This is a genomic window from Amphritea atlantica, assembly GCF_018860855.1.
In the GTDB taxonomy this organism is placed as follows: Bacteria; Pseudomonadota; Gammaproteobacteria; order Pseudomonadales; family Balneatricaceae; genus Amphritea; species Amphritea atlantica_A.
In genome coordinates, this window is sequence record NZ_JAHKQE010000030.1 from 118803 (window position 1) to 133858 (window position 15056).

Annotated in this window: 14 protein-coding genes; 10 read left to right on the plus strand and 4 right to left on the minus strand. The window is 48.9% G+C overall.

The window, feature by feature from the left end; genetic code table 11:
* Positions 1 to 8: 8 nt before the first annotated feature.
* Positions 9 to 854, minus strand: coding sequence for a DNA replication terminus site-binding protein (locus KO512_RS13855; protein ID WP_215952947.1), 846 nt, complete (start codon positions 852 to 854; stop codon positions 9 to 11).
* Positions 841 to 1413 (minus strand): PilZ domain-containing protein, encoded by a 573-nt coding sequence (locus KO512_RS13860; protein WP_215952948.1) that lies wholly within the window; start codon positions 1411 to 1413, stop codon positions 841 to 843. Before KO512_RS13860 ends, KO512_RS13855 begins: the two co-directional genes overlap by 14 nt.
* 99 nt (positions 1414 to 1512) lie before the next feature.
* On the opposite strand from KO512_RS13860, the gene KO512_RS13865 reads away from it, so the two are divergent.
* The gene (locus KO512_RS13865; RefSeq protein WP_215952949.1) at positions 1513 to 2757 is read left to right on the plus strand and encodes a lipoprotein-releasing ABC transporter permease subunit; all 1245 of its coding nucleotides are present in this window, start codon (positions 1513 to 1515) and stop codon (positions 2755 to 2757) included.
* Positions 2750 to 3436 (plus strand): lipoprotein-releasing ABC transporter ATP-binding protein LolD, encoded by a 687-nt coding sequence (gene lolD, locus KO512_RS13870; RefSeq protein WP_215952950.1) that lies wholly within the window; start codon positions 2750 to 2752, stop codon positions 3434 to 3436. Before KO512_RS13865 ends, lolD begins: the two co-directional genes overlap by 8 nt.
* A 43-nt stretch (positions 3437 to 3479) precedes the next feature.
* Here lolD and KO512_RS13875 read toward each other — a convergent pair whose 3' ends face one another.
* A complete protein-coding gene (locus tag KO512_RS13875) occupies positions 3480 to 4127 on the minus strand; it encodes a DUF2062 domain-containing protein (protein WP_215952951.1) in 648 nt (215 codons plus the stop codon).
* A 79-nt stretch (positions 4128 to 4206) separates the two neighbouring features.
* On the opposite strand from KO512_RS13875, the gene KO512_RS13880 reads away from it, so the two are divergent.
* Genes KO512_RS13880 through murB form a run of 8 tightly spaced genes read left to right on the plus strand, consistent with a single transcriptional unit; the run spans position 4207 to position 11147 of the window.
* On the plus strand, positions 4207 to 6504 hold the full coding sequence (locus tag KO512_RS13880; RefSeq protein ID WP_215952952.1) for a DNA internalization-related competence protein ComEC/Rec2: 2298 nt from the start codon (positions 4207 to 4209) through the stop codon (positions 6502 to 6504).
* A 60-nt stretch (positions 6505 to 6564) separates the two neighbouring features.
* Entirely contained in the window at positions 6565 to 7185 is a 621-nt protein-coding gene (locus tag KO512_RS13885) for a MotA/TolQ/ExbB proton channel family protein (protein ID WP_215952953.1), read from the plus strand.
* Positions 7186 to 7197: 12 nt separating this feature from the next.
* Positions 7198 to 7617: an ExbD/TolR family protein gene (locus tag KO512_RS13890; protein ID WP_215953131.1), complete on the plus strand. Its 420-nt coding sequence runs from the start codon at positions 7198 to 7200 to the stop codon at positions 7615 to 7617.
* Positions 7617 to 8651, plus strand: coding sequence for a tetraacyldisaccharide 4'-kinase (gene lpxK / locus KO512_RS13895; RefSeq protein ID WP_215952954.1), 1035 nt, complete (start codon positions 7617 to 7619; stop codon positions 8649 to 8651). Before KO512_RS13890 ends, lpxK begins: the two co-directional genes overlap by 1 nt.
* A gap of 25 nt (positions 8652 to 8676) precedes the next feature.
* Complete coding sequence (locus tag KO512_RS13900; protein ID WP_215952955.1) at positions 8677 to 8862, plus strand: Trm112 family protein; 186 nt, start codon at positions 8677 to 8679, stop codon at positions 8860 to 8862.
* A gap of 5 nt (positions 8863 to 8867) precedes the next feature.
* Positions 8868 to 9626 carry a 3-deoxy-manno-octulosonate cytidylyltransferase gene (gene kdsB / locus KO512_RS13905; RefSeq protein WP_215952956.1) on the plus strand — a complete coding sequence of 253 codons (759 nt, stop codon included), beginning with the start codon at positions 8868 to 8870 and terminating at the stop codon, positions 9624 to 9626.
* Positions 9627 to 9651: 25 nt separating this feature from the next.
* The gene (locus tag KO512_RS13910; protein ID WP_215952957.1) at positions 9652 to 10125 is read left to right on the plus strand and encodes a low molecular weight protein-tyrosine-phosphatase; all 474 of its coding nucleotides are present in this window, start codon (positions 9652 to 9654) and stop codon (positions 10123 to 10125) included.
* Positions 10122 to 11147: a UDP-N-acetylmuramate dehydrogenase gene (gene murB, locus KO512_RS13915; RefSeq protein ID WP_215952958.1), complete on the plus strand. Its 1026-nt coding sequence runs from the start codon at positions 10122 to 10124 to the stop codon at positions 11145 to 11147. The genes KO512_RS13910 and murB overlap by 4 nt, the downstream gene beginning before the upstream one ends.
* 308 nt (positions 11148 to 11455) lie before the next feature.
* Here murB and rne read toward each other — a convergent pair whose 3' ends face one another.
* Positions 11456 to 14665, minus strand: a complete 3210-nt coding sequence (gene rne / locus KO512_RS13920; protein ID WP_215952959.1) for a ribonuclease E — start codon at positions 14663 to 14665, stop codon at positions 11456 to 11458.
* Positions 14666 to 15056: the final 391 nt, after the last annotated feature.

Below are 15056 nucleotides of genomic sequence, written 5' to 3' on the forward strand. Positions count from 1 at the left end.
ACAATGGGTTATCCCAGATAGCGGTGGGCTCTGAGGCTAGGCAAAAAAGGGTGTGGATCTATTTTAAGATCACTGCGCTCCAGTCTGCTGCGCGCCTCAGGTGGTGTCAGCGGAGGCTCATTATACGCAGGTAGTCGGGGATTTTCACTGTCCAGTGCGATAATCATCGGTAGTGATGTATTTTGCGCTTTACGCATCACGCAGTCTTTTTCTTTCCACGTCATATTAGCCCGCATGACAGGCACCTGAGGTTGAATCTGTGCCAGCATATCGCCAGGACGTAAGTTGCCAACCGCTTGGAGCTGTTGCTGTATATGTGGTTGGCTGGTATCCATTTTAAGAAGCTTTTCTTCTGCTTCAGCGGGTGTTAGTTTGCGAATGCTTCGACCACTGGTATACCAGCTGAAGCCTATCTTAGATGGACATTGCTGCAGTAGTGGAATTTGCCGATAACACTGTTTGAGATGAATTCTCGCGGCGCCATGTCGTTGTAGTATTTCAGCTATCTTTTCGCTGCGCTGATGGAGTTCTTGAAGAGTCTCTGTTGATTGGCTTAGACGATAGCGAAGCGCGAGTGTTTGAAAGTTGGCTTTCGCTTGGTTGAGTTGGAGGGTTGCACTGATGAGCTGAGCATCGGCCCCAATAATCCCATGTTGGCTTAGCGTCGTCCGCCCATCTTGGCCATCCTGGTACCAGATATCAGTGTAAAGAGCCGCTGCCTGTTGTAAGTTTTGAGCGGGCCCCGGCAGCCAAAAAGGCAAGGTGCTCTGTTGTAGCTGCTGCGAAAAGTTAACGAGTGCCTGATTGAGTTGATTCAGGCTGTCAATTAATTCAACGGCGCTAGTATTGCTCATCAATCTTCTGGCGGTCACGGGTCTGGCAGTTAAGAATGTAGCGGGCGACAATCATGCGGCTACTTTCCGGCATCTCTGTAAATTCTATACCGACTTTGTATTGGCCATCTTTATTTTGTTTGCTGCAATAGAGTGTCTGTCCATAGAGTAGTAAGCCGCTATGGGTCTCTTCAAAGACAACTTTAAGAGCGAGGTAGCTCTTAAGTTCTACGGGCTCGGGGCTGTTAAATGACATACCACCTTCGCTGAGATTGATCTCTTGTGCGGAAAGGTGTTCAAAATCGACATCACTCTTGGCAATGGCATGCGCAATGGCATCAATTTTATCATTCATTAGTTCGAGGTAGGTGGCGATCATTGGCTCTTTCTGAGCAATTTTGCGCAGGTGGTAACTGCTATCGCGATTATAATCCTGAAGTTGATTGAGGAGTAAGAAGAACGGTGATACTTGAAATTGGCTCGGAAGACGACCGTGCTGCATTTCATCTTTAGTGATGACTTTATAGTCTACCGCTACCTTTCCATTGATGCGGAAATATTGACGTCGTTCCTGATTCAAAATTACTACCCTCGAGATTTTAGCTCTTTCATTGAGTATAACGAATATTATTATGATTTTGTTAGAGAAATTTATCCGTCTGTGATTTAATCCTCAGCCATGTTTAGACCATTCTCTCTGTACGTTGGCTTGCGTTATACCGCCGCTAAACGGAACAATAACTTCATCTCGTTTATCTCGCTAGTCTCAATGCTGGGGCTGATGCTGGGAGTCGCCGCACTGATTGTCGTACTTTCGGTTATGAACGGTTTCGACCGTGAACTGAAAGATCGGATTTTAGGTATGGTGCCCCACGGTACGATTTCTGATTACGGTAAGCCCCTTGACGATTGGCAGGCTGTCGCTGAAAAAGTGAATCAGCAGGCGGGTATCATCGGCACCGCACCCTATATTCAAGCACAGGGTATGCTGACCAATCGTGGTGTCGTGCGGGGTGTGCTGATCAATGGTATTGATCCTGAGTTGGAAACTAAAGTATCCATACTGGGGGATCATATTAAGTCTGGCAGCCTCAGTGCGCTGCAGCCTAAGTCTTATGGTATTTTGCTAGGCTCTCTGTTAGCTCGCTCTATGGGGGTTAATATTGGCGACAAAATTACCTTGGTGTTACCTGAGGCATCGATCAGTGTGGCGGGGGTAATACCTCGATTGAAGCGTTTTACGGTGGTTGGCTTATTTGAAGTTGGCGCGGAGTTAGATGCTAACTTAGCTTATATTCATATTGCCGATGCCGCCCGAATTAAACGGATGGATAGTGGCGTCGATGGTATCCGTTTGCAGTTTAATGATCTGTTTGACGCACCGTCTCACATTAAACAGATTGTTGCTGATTTAGGCGGGTTTTACCGCGCCAGTGATTGGACACGTACCCATGGGAACCTGTTTCAAGCGATCCAGCTAGAAAAGAAAATGATCGGCTTATTGCTGTTTCTGATCGTCTTTGTTGCCGCCTTTAATATCGTTTCAACCTTGGTAATGGTTGTCACGGATAAAAAAGGCGATATCGCCATTCTGCGCACCTTAGGCGCGACACCGGGCTGTATCATGCGGATCTTTATGGTGCAGGGAACGGTGATCGGTGTGATGGGGACGCTGCTCGGTTCTATCTTAGGGATTGTTCTGGCGTTGACGGTGACTGATCTGATTGCGTGGATTGAGCAAACCTTTGGTATTCAGTTTCTCAGTGCGGATGTCTACTTTATCAGTTATCTGCCATCTCAATTGCAGTTAGACGATGTCATGGTGATTATCTGTGTGGCTTTGAGTATTAGCTTTTTGGCTACCATTTATCCCGCTTGGCGGGCTTCCCGTACGCAACCAGCAGAGGCATTGCGTTATGAATGATCTGGTGTTGCAGTGTATCGATCTGAAAAAGCACTATGGTGAGGGCGACATTACCGTTGAGGTTTTGCAGGGGGTTCAACTTCAGGTCAAGCGTGGTGAAACGCTCGCTATTGTGGGCAGTTCAGGCTCCGGCAAAAGTACCTTGTTGAATATGCTCGGTGGTCTGGATCTACCTAGTTCAGGTGACGTACGCGTTGATGATCGGTCATTGTTTGAGATTAACGAACAGGCTCGCGCAAAGCTGCGTAACCGTTCCCTCGGTTTTGTTTATCAGTTTCATCACCTGCTACCTGAGTTTTCGGCACTGGAAAACGTTGCTATGCCGTTGTTGATTCGTGGCGAGGCCATTAGTGCCGTGCGGGAGCAGTCTGCAGCGATATTAGACTCGGTGGGATTATCTCATCGTCTTGAGCATAAGCCATCGATGCTCAGTGGTGGTGAGCGTCAGCGGGTGGCGATTGCTCGGGCATTGGTCACTAATCCTGCCTGTGTGTTGATGGATGAGCCGACCGGTAACCTTGATCGTCATACGGGACAGGACGTGCAGTCCTTGATGAATCGGCTTAACAGTGAGTTTGGCATCTCCTTCGTCGTGGTGACCCATGACCTTGAGTTGGCGAAAAAGCAGGGGCGTGTCGTCGAGTTGAAAGATGGGTTATTACAGCCGATAACGCTTTAATAAAGTTTGTAGGTTTCGTTGTTGATATTAAAAAGCCGGAATATTATTCCGGCTTTTTGCTGTCTGCATTATGTTCGTCTGAGGTAGGGTTTGGCGGCTTAGGCGGCTCTGTTTGATTCGCTTCAATGTCATCAGTATCGCTTGGCGAGGATTTTACTGCTTTCGATTTCAGCAGTGAAAATTTCCGGCCTTTACGATTACGCCAACTTTTATTGACATGCCATACCCAAAAACGCTGCATCAACAGATAGCCGAGGGTGCCGCTGACAATGCTGCAAACCAATGAGCCGACTATGAGTGGTAACCAGATATGATCTAGCTCCGCTTTAAGCCAATGAAAGCTTAGTTCGAAATCGATGGCAACCACGTCAACGCCAATAATTAATGTGCCGACCCAGTAGGCGAAATAGAACATCGGTGGGATCGTTAGCGGGTTTGTCAGCCATACGAGACTGACGGATATCGGCAGGTTGCTACGCATGAACAGAGAGGCCACCGCAGCAATTAACATCTGCGAGGGTAGGGGTATGAACGCACAGAATAGTCCCACGAAAAACGCCCGGCTGACTGATTTTCGGGTCAGATGCCAGAGGTTTGGATCATGTATATGACTTCCCAACCAGCTTAGGTAGCGGTTGGCTTTGAGCTTTCGCTCATCTGGCATAAATTTTTTAATAAGTTTGCGCGGCATCAGGGAGGAACTTATAGTTAGCTGATGTGGGGTGCTAATTATGCCTCCTTCAATCGATTAAGCCAACCGGTAATCAAGGATGATTGGTATAGTGTTTGGGATGCTGTTGGTTGCTTGGCTTCCGCAGCTACTTCCACCTTGGATTCTTGCTGTACTGCTGATGTTTTTGTTGGTTGAGAGCCTGCCTCTCTTTAGGCGGTGGTTAGGCTTGAGACATATAGGTACTGCAGGTTTACGATCGCAGTTAGCGGGGTTAGTGCTCGGTATACTGTATGCATCTGGCTGGGGGTATCTGAATCTTAGTCAGCGAATGCCGTTGTCGATGCCGCCCCAAACCTTAACGGTTGTTGGGGTCGTGAGTGACTTGCCAGAATCTTTTCCAGGCATGCGTCGATTTCGATTTGACGTTGATCAAGTTTCTCCTGCCGTGGCTGATGCTGATTTGCAGCATCTATTGCTGAGCTGGTATCAAACCGATGAGACGGTTGTGCCGGGTCAAAAATGGCAGTTTGTCGTACGTATTAAACCGTCTAGAGGTTTGATGAATCCCGGTAGTCTTGATTATGAAACCCGTCTATTTGCGGATCAGATCAATGCTAGAGGTTATGTGCGAAGTGCTCAGCTGCTGGCTGAATCTGGCGAGACTGGCCGAAGTCGGATAGCGTATTTCCGTTATCAGCTGTTGCGATGGTTAGCCGGGCTGTCGTTAGACGAGACAGCGGAAGCTACGATTCGGGCGTTGGTGCTGGGCGATAAGCAGGGGCTGCAAGATTCTCAGTGGCAGGTTTTAAGGCAGACAGGAACGGTACACCTGATTGTTATTAGTGGTCTGCATATTGGTATCGCTTGTCTTTTTGGCTATGGCATCGGTTGGTTGCTTCAGCGAGGACTAAGGCGGTTTGTTGTTGGTGTGGCTGATTTACGGGCGTGTCGAATTATCCCCGCGTTAATGCTGGCCACAGGCTATGCTCTGTTGGCTGGTTTTAGCATCCCGACTCAACGTGCTTTAATCATGTCCTTGGCTATGTTATTGCCGCTACTTTTTAATCGTAGTATCGGTGTGTGGCAACGTTATCAGTTAGCGCTGGTCTCCGTTTTATTGCTACAGCCGTTGAGTTTTTATCAGCCTGGGTTTTGGTTATCTTTTGCCGCCGTTGCGGCGTTACTTCTGATCGTGAAAGCTGAGACTGATAGAGGGCGGCTAATCACAATACTGTCAACTCAGTGGGCTGTCTTTTTGGGGTTGATGCCGCTGTTGTTACTGTGGCTAGGGCAGGTTGCCTTGATCGCTCCATTAGTTAATCTATTGGCTATTCCCTTATTGACCTTTGTTGTATTGCCTGGGGTTCTGTTGGGGTTATTGCTCTGTTTGATCGAGCCGAGTACCGGTGTAGCGCTGCTGAATGGCTTGGCGGATTATTTCTGGCAGATATTGCAGTTTTGTTCGCCTGCTGACGAGGCGGGGATATTGACGGCGCACCCGACCGTTTTAACGGTTGTGCTCGGTTTGTTGGCAGCGGTTTTGTTGATTTTGCCACGCTGGACCGGTGTCGGTTTTTTCGGTTCATTACTTTTACTGGCGCTAGTATTTCCAGCTAAAGATAGCGTCGATTCGGGTGACTTTCGAGCCACCGTTGTTGATGTCGGGCAGGGCTTAGCGGTGGTGATTGAAACGGAAAACAAAACCTTAGTCTTTGACACCGGAGCCGCTTTTAAAGGGCGCAGTATTGCCCGATTTACACTGATACCATTATTAGAAAGTCGCCATATCGAACAGATTGATCGGCTCGTGTTAAGCCATAAAGATAATGATCATGCGGGCGGGTATTCTGAGCTGAATGCTCAGTTGAAGATTAAACAGGTGTTTTCCGGCAGTCCGACGTTGTATCGAAAACTATCGGCACAGCCCTGTGTATCGGGTGATGCTTGGGAGTGGGATGGTATTCATTTTCGTTATCTTCAGCCTTCTCGGTTAGCGGCTGTTAATGAGAATAATCGTTCTTGTGTGCTACTGGTGCAATCAGATCATTGTTCGCTCGTTATTCCGGGTGATATTGAGAGCAGTATTGAGCAACAGATATTGACAAAATATCCTGATTTAACGGCTGACTGGTTAGTCGCGGCGCACCATGGCAGTCGTTATTCAAGTTCGCTGTCATGGTTGCGGGCGTTGAATCCCGATTGGGTGTTGTTTAGTGCGGGATTTGATAATCCCTATGGTCATCCAGCCAAGGCGGTTATCGATCGGTTGAGTGAATTACAACTGCGCTGGTTGAATACCGCCGAGCAAGGCGCGCTAATGCTGCAGAGCACGGCCAACGGTTGTTTAACTAAAACCTATAGAGATCAGAAAAAGCGTTATTGGACAGCAGGTTAATCACTACACTGGCGTCGGACTCTATGCTAGAGTATGGGCCGGTCCGAAGGAGGAATTCTGGTGTTTGAATTGATACAATCCGGTGGTTGGCTAATGCTGCCAATTATCGCCTGTTCTATTTTGTCTCTGGCTATCTGTCTAGAGCGTTTTTGGGTATTACAGAAAAAACGAGTGGCTCCCGCACACCTCTTATCAGAGGTATGGGCGATGGTGCGTAATGGTGAAATGACACCTGAGCGTCTGCAACAGATTCGCAGTGAGAGCTTTTTGGGTCAGATTATGGTGGCGGGTTTAAATAACTCGACCCATGGTCGTGAGATCATGAAAGAAAGTATTCAGGAAGCCGCCCAGCATGTGATGCATCAGATGGAGCGGTTTCTTAATTCATTAGGCACGATTGCTGCTATATCACCATTATTGGGGTTGCTCGGTACCGTTATCGGTATGATTAAAGTCTTTGCTGAAATCATGTTACAGGGCACGGGTAACGCTAATGTGTTGGCCGGTGGTATCTCTGAAGCGCTGATTACGACAGCAGCAGGCTTGTCGATCGCAATTCCTGCGCTAGTCTTTCACCGCTATTTTCAGCGTCGCATCGAGACACTGCTAATTGAGATGGAACAAGAGTGTCAGAAACTGGTTGAAGTTGTTCATGGCGACCGTGAAGTAGATTTCGAGTAACCGATGAGCCGATTGAAATTCAGACGAAAGCAAAAAGAAGAGGTTACCGTCAATCTAACGCCTTTGATTGATGTGGTTTTCCTGTTGCTGATATTTTTTATGGTGTCAACGACCTTTACCAAGGAAACTCATCTACAGATCAGCTTGCCTGAGGCAGATGGTGCAGCGGTTGAAGCTAAGGCCGACACGTTGGAAGTGCTGATTAGTGTTGATGGTGGCTATACAGTTAACGGGCAGAACTTGCTAAATAGTCAGCCAGAAACACTGCGTCGTGCCATTATTGATCAGGTCGGTGATGACCGCAAACTACCCTTTATTATCTCTGCTGATGGCAAAGCAGCACATCAGGCGGTTGTTACTGTGATGGATGTAGCTGGAAAACTCGGTTTTGCTGGGCTTAGTATCACGACTCAGCAGCCGGCTGAGAAGTAATGATAGGGCTGGAACGGGCCTGGTATAACGGTAGCCGTTGGCCAAAACTGCTGCGACCACTGGAGCAAGTATTCCGCCGCTTGGCATATCGCCGTCGACAGCAATATCGTGACGGTGTGAAAGAGTGTTGGACGGCTCCAGTACCGGTGATTGTGGTCGGTAATATCTCCGTTGGTGGTACTGGCAAATCGCCATTAGTTATCTGGCTAGTCGAATACTTGCGAAAGCAAGGCTATACGCCGGGCGTCATTAGTCGTGGTTATGGCGCTTCACCGCCAACACTGCCTTATTTGGTGACGGAGACAGCTAAAGCGTCCGAAGCGGGTGATGAGCCGTTAATGATTGTGCGCCGCACGGGGGTTCCGCTCGTCATCTCTGCTGACCGCGTGGCCGCTGCAAAACATTTGTTATCGATGGCGTCTTGCGACCTAATTATCAGTGATGATGGCTTGCAGCATTATGCACTTAATCGCACGATTGAAATTGCTGTAATTGATGGCGCAAGGGGCTTCGGAAATGGGCGCTGTTTGCCTGAAGGGCCTTTAAGAGAGCCGATAGAGCGCCTTAATGAGGTTGATCTTATCGTTGTTAATGGTGAGTCATCGCCAGCATTACTCAAACCTGCGTATGCTAGCAAGGCATTTCAGATGACCTTGCAGCCAGGTCAGTTAGTCTCCTTAAGTACCCAGCAATCAAGCGACCCAAGTGGTTGGCGCGGTTCCCGTCAGGTAAATGCCGTAGCGGCCATTGGTAATCCAGTTCGTTTTGCGCAGACCTTGGAGCGCCTGGGATTTGACCCCCAGCTTCATCCTTTTGCGGATCATCATCAATATAACCTCTCTGATTTAACCTTTACGCCATCGTTACCGTTGATCATGACTGAGAAAGATGCCGTTAAGTGTGATCATCTAGGGCTTGATAATGCCTGGTATCTTCAGGTTGATGCGGCAATGGATAAGAGGTTTTCTGTCTCACTCGAGGCTATACTAAATACTGCGTTATCTGCCGATATGGAACAGAATAGCGCTTACTAAAGCATTTTACACAGAGGCACTAACGATGGATAAGAAATTACTCGATATCCTGGTTTGTCCGGTATCTAAAGCACCGGTTGAATGGAATAAAGAGACAAACGAATTGATCTGCCGAAGCTCCGGGCTGGCATATCCTATTCGTGATGATATTCCGGTGATGCTGGAAACAGAAGCACGCACATTGAGTACCGATGAACGTCTGGAGAAATAGCGGATATGGCCTTTTCTGTTGTTATTCCTGCGCGCTTTGGATCTTCCCGCTTCCCTGGTAAGCCTTTGGCCGATATTGCAGGTAAGCCGATGATTCAGCATGTTTATGAGCGGGCCATTCAGAGTGAAGCTCAGCGGGTTATTATTGCCACCGATGATCAGCGTATCGCAGATGTAGCTCAAGGTTTTGGTGCTGAGGTTTGTATGACCTCGGCGGAGCATCTGTCAGGCACTGACCGATTACAGGAAGTGGTCCACTCTTTGGGGTTCTATGCCGATGATATTGTGGTCAATGTACAGGGTGATGAGCCGCTGATTCCGCCTCGGATTATCAATCAGGTGGCGCATAACCTCAGTGCAGTATCTGACGCGAGTATCGCAACCCTATGTGAGCCGATTAACGATATTGATGCTTTGCTCAATCCAAATGTAGTCAAGGTGGTGGCGGACCAAAACGGTCGGGCAATGTATTTTAGTCGAGCCCCTATTCCTTGGCCTAGAGATGCATTTAATAGTGAGTCCGGTCGGTGTGTCATGCCTGTTGGTGTTGATTTTCAGCGCCATATTGGTATTTATGCTTATCGTGTTAAATTGTTGAATGATTTTGTCCTGTGGCCAGCCGCGCCGCTTGAGGAGACGGAGTGTCTCGAGCAATTACGGGCGATGTGGAACGGTGCCATCATTCATGTTGATGTGGCTGACGAGCTGCCCCCAGCAGGGGTGGATACCCCTGAAGATCTTGAGCGGATACGTCATCTTTTTTAGGCTTTGATTAACCGGAGGTGAGAGCATGAAACGCGTTCTTTTTATTTGTTTGGGTAATATTTGTCGCTCCCCGACTGCGCATGGTGTCTTTCGATCAATGGTAGAGCGTCGCGGTATGGCGCACTTGATTGAAATCGATTCAGCAGGAACGGCTGCTTATCATGTTGGGAACCCTCCGGATCATCGTGCAGCGGCTGCGGCATTGAAGCGGGGTATTGATCTGAGTGACCTCCGTGCTAGGCAAGCAGTGCCGGCTGATTTTCATCATTATGATTTCATCATGGCGATGGATAAAGAGAATTTAAGTGAGCTTAAGGCGATCTGTCCGGCTGATTTTCAAGGGCATCTGGGCCTGTTTCTTGAGCTTGCTAGCTTATCTGAACGAGAAGTGCCTGATCCTTATTATGGCGGTCCTGCTGGTTTTGATCATGTGCTTGATCTTGTTGAGTCTGCTTCTGAGGCGCTGTTAGATCATATCGCCGCAGAGCTGAATAAATGACCATTGAGTTTCAAGAAAATATCTCTCTAAAACCTTATAACAGCTTTGGCTTCGATGTGTCTGCCCGCTATTTTGCGGTGCTGGATAATGCCGGACAGCTTCCGGCTATTCGTGATTTTAGCCAGCAAAACAGAGTGTCGGTATTATTTATCGGTGGCGGCAGCAATTTGGTGCTCACGGCTGACCTAGATCAACTGGTGGTGGTTAACCAGATTCAGGGATTGCAGATGCAGGATAACCCTGACGGTAGTGTTAGCGTCACTGCGGGAGCAGGGGAGGAATGGCATCCTTTTGTTCGTTGGACCTTGCAGCAGGGGGCCTATGGCCTTGAGAATCTCTCATTAATACCGGGTACTGTGGGCGCGGCACCGATTCAAAATATCGGCGCCTATGGTGTCGAAATCAAAGATCGATTGAGTTTTCTCGATGCCTTTGATCTTGAAACGGGGGAGTCGGTTGTTTTTACCGCAGATGAGTGTCAGTTTGGTTATCGCGATAGTCTCTTTAAGAGTCGTTTTCCTGGACGTTACTTGATTACCGCGGTTACCTTTACCCTGAGTCGAGAGTTTAAGCCTGTGCTGCATTATGGCGGCATTGATGAGCAGCTTAGGCAGCGCAACATTGATTTCCCTGAGCCATTGCAACTAAGTGACCTCATTAGCGATATTCGCAATACTAAGCTGCCCCAGCCCGCTCAGATCGGCAACGCTGGGAGCTTTTTTAAAAACCCTGTTATACCGGTAGATCAAGCTGAGAAGCTGAAGCATGAGTACCCCAATTTAGTGCTTTTTGCGGATAAGTCTGGTTATTGTAAGTTGGCTGCTGGTTGGTTAATCGATCAGCAGGGCTGGAAAGGCCATCGGCAAGGGGATGCAGGAGTCTATGCTAAGCAAGCGTTGGTGTTGGTTAATTATGGCGCTGCGAGTGGCGTTGATATTCTTGAGATTGCGGGTGCAATACAGGCGGATGTGTATCAACAGTTTGGTGTCATGCTAGAGATTGAACCTCGTTGTTATCCTTGATGACTTAATTATTTAGTATGGCATGATATAAAACCGCGAAATGATTCGCGGTTTTTTTATGTCCTGCTGTTATGTTTTTAGCCGGAAGGGGTGTTTGTGCAAGGGTGCTGAACGTTAAATCTATGCGCTATTTCTGATTGTGAGCGGTTATTAAGTCACGCTAGGTGTTTGATCTTATATTAAATACACGATGCGTAATATTGTGATTGGCCAGGTGCTAAGATTTATGCAAAGCAACGTGATAGGCAAAAAAAAGCACCCGTGTTGGGTGCTTTAATACGTTCGAGCTTATAGAGCCTTAGCGCCTATCAGTTGGCGTTGTTTCCCTGAGTCTCGTCTTCTGAAGCCGTTGGTGTCACGGTTTCATTGTTTTGTAGTCGAGGATCGTTGGGTGCACGACGCTGACGACGTTTGCGAGGCGCTGTTTCTTCCGTGGCTGCAGGTGGTGGTGTTTCCCGTTTTGGGCGGGCAGTCATCACTTCCTCAGGCGCAACGGTTGGCGCGGTTAAATCTGGGCGCTTACGGACGCGGCGACCGGTCGGGCGGGCAGGTTCTTCGGCAACCGGTTGTTCGATTTCGATCTCGATTTCAACGGTATTCGTTTCTTCTGGCGCTTCAGTCGGCACTTCAGTCGGCACTTCGGTCACTGCTTCGATCGGCTCAGCCTTGACGGGTTCAGCGGCTGCTACAACAGGAGCAGGTGTTTCTATTGCCTCAGCTTTGGGCGCCGTTTCAGGTGTAGTGTCAGGCTCGGGGGTTAATTCAGTTTCGAGCTCGAGAGTGTCAGAGATCGCCACTTTAGTTGGCTGATCAGGACTCTTTGTTTCATTGGCTGTTTCATTAACAGTATCTTTAGCCGTATCGCTACTTGCTTTCTCAGCCGTTTTTGCCTTGTTAGCCTGAGCGTTTGTTTGCTCTGCCGCTGGGCTAGAAACCTCTATCTCAACCGCAGGCGCTACAGAAGCGGCTGGGGCATCAGGGATTGATGTTTCAACTGTTGCTTCAGCCATTGATGCTTGCGGTGCTGCGTCGACCTCTTTTTTAGCAACGGGTGTTGCAGCAGGCTTGCTTTGAACGGCTTCGTTTGCGAAAACTTCTTCCGTTGGTGCTGCTTCAGATTCTGCTGCAGCAGGTTTGGCTGCGGTATTATCTGTTTTCGGACCACGGCGACGTTGGCGACGTTTACGAGGGGCTTCTTCAGCCGTTTTTTCAGCTTTTTTAGGTGCTGAATTTTCAGCTGGAGCGGTCTCGCTGTCACTTGGAAGTTGAACGGCGGTATCTACTGCGTCAACTTTTGCTTCAGCCGGGGCCAGCAATTCAGTGTTTTCAGTATTATTGCTATCGGCCGTACGTTTACCGCTGCGTTCACCGCGACGGCGACGTCCACGACGACGTTCACCGCGGGGGCGACCATCTTCGTTTTTCTCGGCAGGTTTGTTTTGCTCGCTGCTTTTCTCAGGGCGAGCTTGCTGAGCATTGTTCTGCTCTTCGTTCTGCTCTTTGGGTGCAGACTTATCGCGTTCGTTGCGGCGACGGTTGCGTGAACGGCCGCGGCCAGAATCTTCAGCGGTGTTATCGCGCTCTTTCTGCACAACAGGTTCTGATGTGTCAGACAGATTGTCGATAATTTTATCGCTGTCACGACGTTGATTGCGGTTGCGATCACGATCTCGGTCACGACGATTATTGGTGCGTTTACGGCCGCGTTGTTTCTTGTTGCGCTCTTCCCGTTCTTGCTCGAGTTTAGCTTGTTCTTGCTCGATACGCGCTTTTTCTTGAGAGTCGTCTGAGCTACCAAATAGGCTACCTAAGGCGCTGAAGATGCGACTGGTCAGCGAAACGGTTGCAGCGGGTTGAGTCGTCGGCGCAGGTGCTGCTTGAGGGGCCTGAGCCGGAGCAGATGCTGGCGCAGGGGTTGCTGGTGCAACCGTGCTGACAGCTGCACGTTCTCTAACAGGCGGCGCTTGAGGTGTCGTTTCAACTATCAGTTCCTCTTCAGTTTCTGGCTGAAGGGTATAGCTAGCGTCATTCGTATTGATAACGGTGTGATCATCACGCAGACGCACCACTTCGTAGTGAGGTGTCTCCATGTTTGGGTTGGGAACAATCACCACGCGAACGTGGTGACGGACTTCAACTTCATGTACTTCGCTGCGTTTTTCATTAAGCAGGAAGGTCGCGACAGACACCGGCAGGATCGCACGGATCTGAGCGGTACGGTCTTTTGAAGATTCCTCTTCAATAAGGCGCAAGATGGAAAGTGCGAGTGATTCAGTATCACGGACAGTACCCTGACCATTACAACGAGGGCAGACGGCACCACGGCTTTCGATCAGTGATGGACGTAGTCGCTGACGGGACATCTCCATTAAGCCGAAGCGGGAGATGCGACCGAGTTGAACGCGGGCGCGATCGACTTTGAGCGCATCGCGCATCCGATTCTCAACTTCCCGCTGGTTCTTGATCGGGGTCATATCGATAAAGTCGATAACGATTAGCCCGCCAATATCCCGTAGGCGTACTTGACGAGAGATCTCATCCGCCGCTTCAAGGTTGGTCTGCAAGGCGGTTTCTTCGATATCGCTACCGCGGGTTGCCCGTGCGGAGTTGATATCGATAGATACCAGAGCTTCGGTGGGATCTATAACGATAGAGCCGCCGGAGGGTAGGTGAACTTCGCGTTGAAAGGCGGTTTCAATCTGGCTCTCAATCTGAAAGCGATTAAACAGCGGGATAGCCTCATCATAAAGCTTAATTTTGTTCAGGTAGCTAGGCATAACCTGCTGAACGAAGTTGATCGCTTCCTGATAAACCTCAGGTTTATCGATCAAGACTTCGCCGATATCTTGGCGCAGATAGTCACGAATAGCACGGATAACCACGTTGCTTTCTTGATAGATCAGGAAAGGGGAGCGGCGCTCTTCGGCGGCGCTGGTGATTGCATCCCACAGCGTCATGAGATAATCGAGATCCCATTGCAGTTCTTCCGAGGTGCGGCCAATACCTGCCGTGCGTACGATAGCGCCTGTTTTAGGTGGGATAGTGACCCCATCAAGAGCTTCTTTCAGTTGTTTGCGATCTTCGCCTTCGATGCGGCGAGAGATGCCACCTGCGCGGGGATTATTTGGCATCAATACCAAATAACGACCGGCTAGGCTGATAAAGGTTGTCAGTGCTGCGCCTTTGTTGCCGCGCTCTTCCTTGTCAACCTGAACAATAACTTCGGTGCCTTCGGCGATAACCTCGCGGATATTAGGTCGGCCGCCTTTATCGGAACCTTTTTTAAAGTATTCGCGGGAGATCTCTTTGAGGGGGAGGAAGCCGTGGCGTTCTGAGCCGTATTCGACAAAAGCAGCTTCTAGGCTGGGCTCGACACGGGTAATTTTACCCTTGTAGATGTTAGCTTTTTTCTGCTCGCGGGAGCTGGATTCGATGTCCAGATCATAAAGGCGTTGGCCGTCTACCAGCGCAACGCGCAACTCTTCTTGTTGAGTTGCATTAATTAGCATTCTTTTCATTGTTTGTTAGCGTTCTCTTATAACACTAACGCACTTCATCCAGCCGCAAGCCACACAGAGAGGTGCCTGTCGTTAACATTACAGGCACGCAAAACAAAGTCTTCGTAACGACTTTTGTGTTTAACTTAATGCCGGGCTACATCGTTATGTAACCCGGTCTTATCGACGGTGAAGGAAACAGTTGCCTCGTATCGACTGTTTGTCTCGAGTCTGATCGGGCTGGTGCTGCCAGTTATATATTGGCAGGTTCCGGGCAACTGACATCTACACCTCCAACTGGTTTTGCCATATCAGGGCATTGCCAACCGGGTGAAATACGTAGTAATTCTTTTTAAATTGATGCTGTACGAGGGATTCATACCGGTTATTTGCTTGATTTTATGTACTAAAT

Excerpts from the sequence above, each read along its gene's own strand:
- lolD (WP_215952950.1), top strand. The coding sequence starts at position 2,750 with ATGAATGATCTGGTGTTGCAGTGTATCGATCTGAAAAAGCACTATGGT.
- KO512_RS13865 (WP_215952949.1), top strand. The coding sequence starts at position 1,513 with ATGTTTAGACCATTCTCTCTGTACGTTGGCTTGCGTTATACCGCCGCT.
- rne (WP_215952959.1), bottom strand. The coding sequence starts at position 14,665 with ATGAAAAGAATGCTAATTAATGCAACTCAACAAGAAGAGTTGCGCGTT.
- KO512_RS13880 (WP_215952952.1), top strand. The coding sequence starts at position 4,207 with ATGATTGGTATAGTGTTTGGGATGCTGTTGGTTGCTTGGCTTCCGCAG.
- KO512_RS13910 (WP_215952957.1), top strand. The coding sequence starts at position 9,652 with ATGAAACGCGTTCTTTTTATTTGTTTGGGTAATATTTGTCGCTCCCCG.
- KO512_RS13875 (WP_215952951.1), bottom strand. The coding sequence starts at position 4,127 with ATGCCGCGCAAACTTATTAAAAAATTTATGCCAGATGAGCGAAAGCTC.
- KO512_RS13855 (WP_215952947.1), bottom strand. The coding sequence starts at position 854 with ATGAGCAATACTAGCGCCGTTGAATTAATTGACAGCCTGAATCAACTC.
- kdsB (WP_215952956.1), top strand. The coding sequence starts at position 8,868 with ATGGCCTTTTCTGTTGTTATTCCTGCGCGCTTTGGATCTTCCCGCTTC.
- lpxK (WP_215952954.1), top strand. The coding sequence starts at position 7,617 with ATGATAGGGCTGGAACGGGCCTGGTATAACGGTAGCCGTTGGCCAAAA.
- KO512_RS13900 (WP_215952955.1), top strand. The coding sequence starts at position 8,677 with ATGGATAAGAAATTACTCGATATCCTGGTTTGTCCGGTATCTAAAGCA.
- murB (WP_215952958.1), top strand. The coding sequence starts at position 10,122 with ATGACCATTGAGTTTCAAGAAAATATCTCTCTAAAACCTTATAACAGC.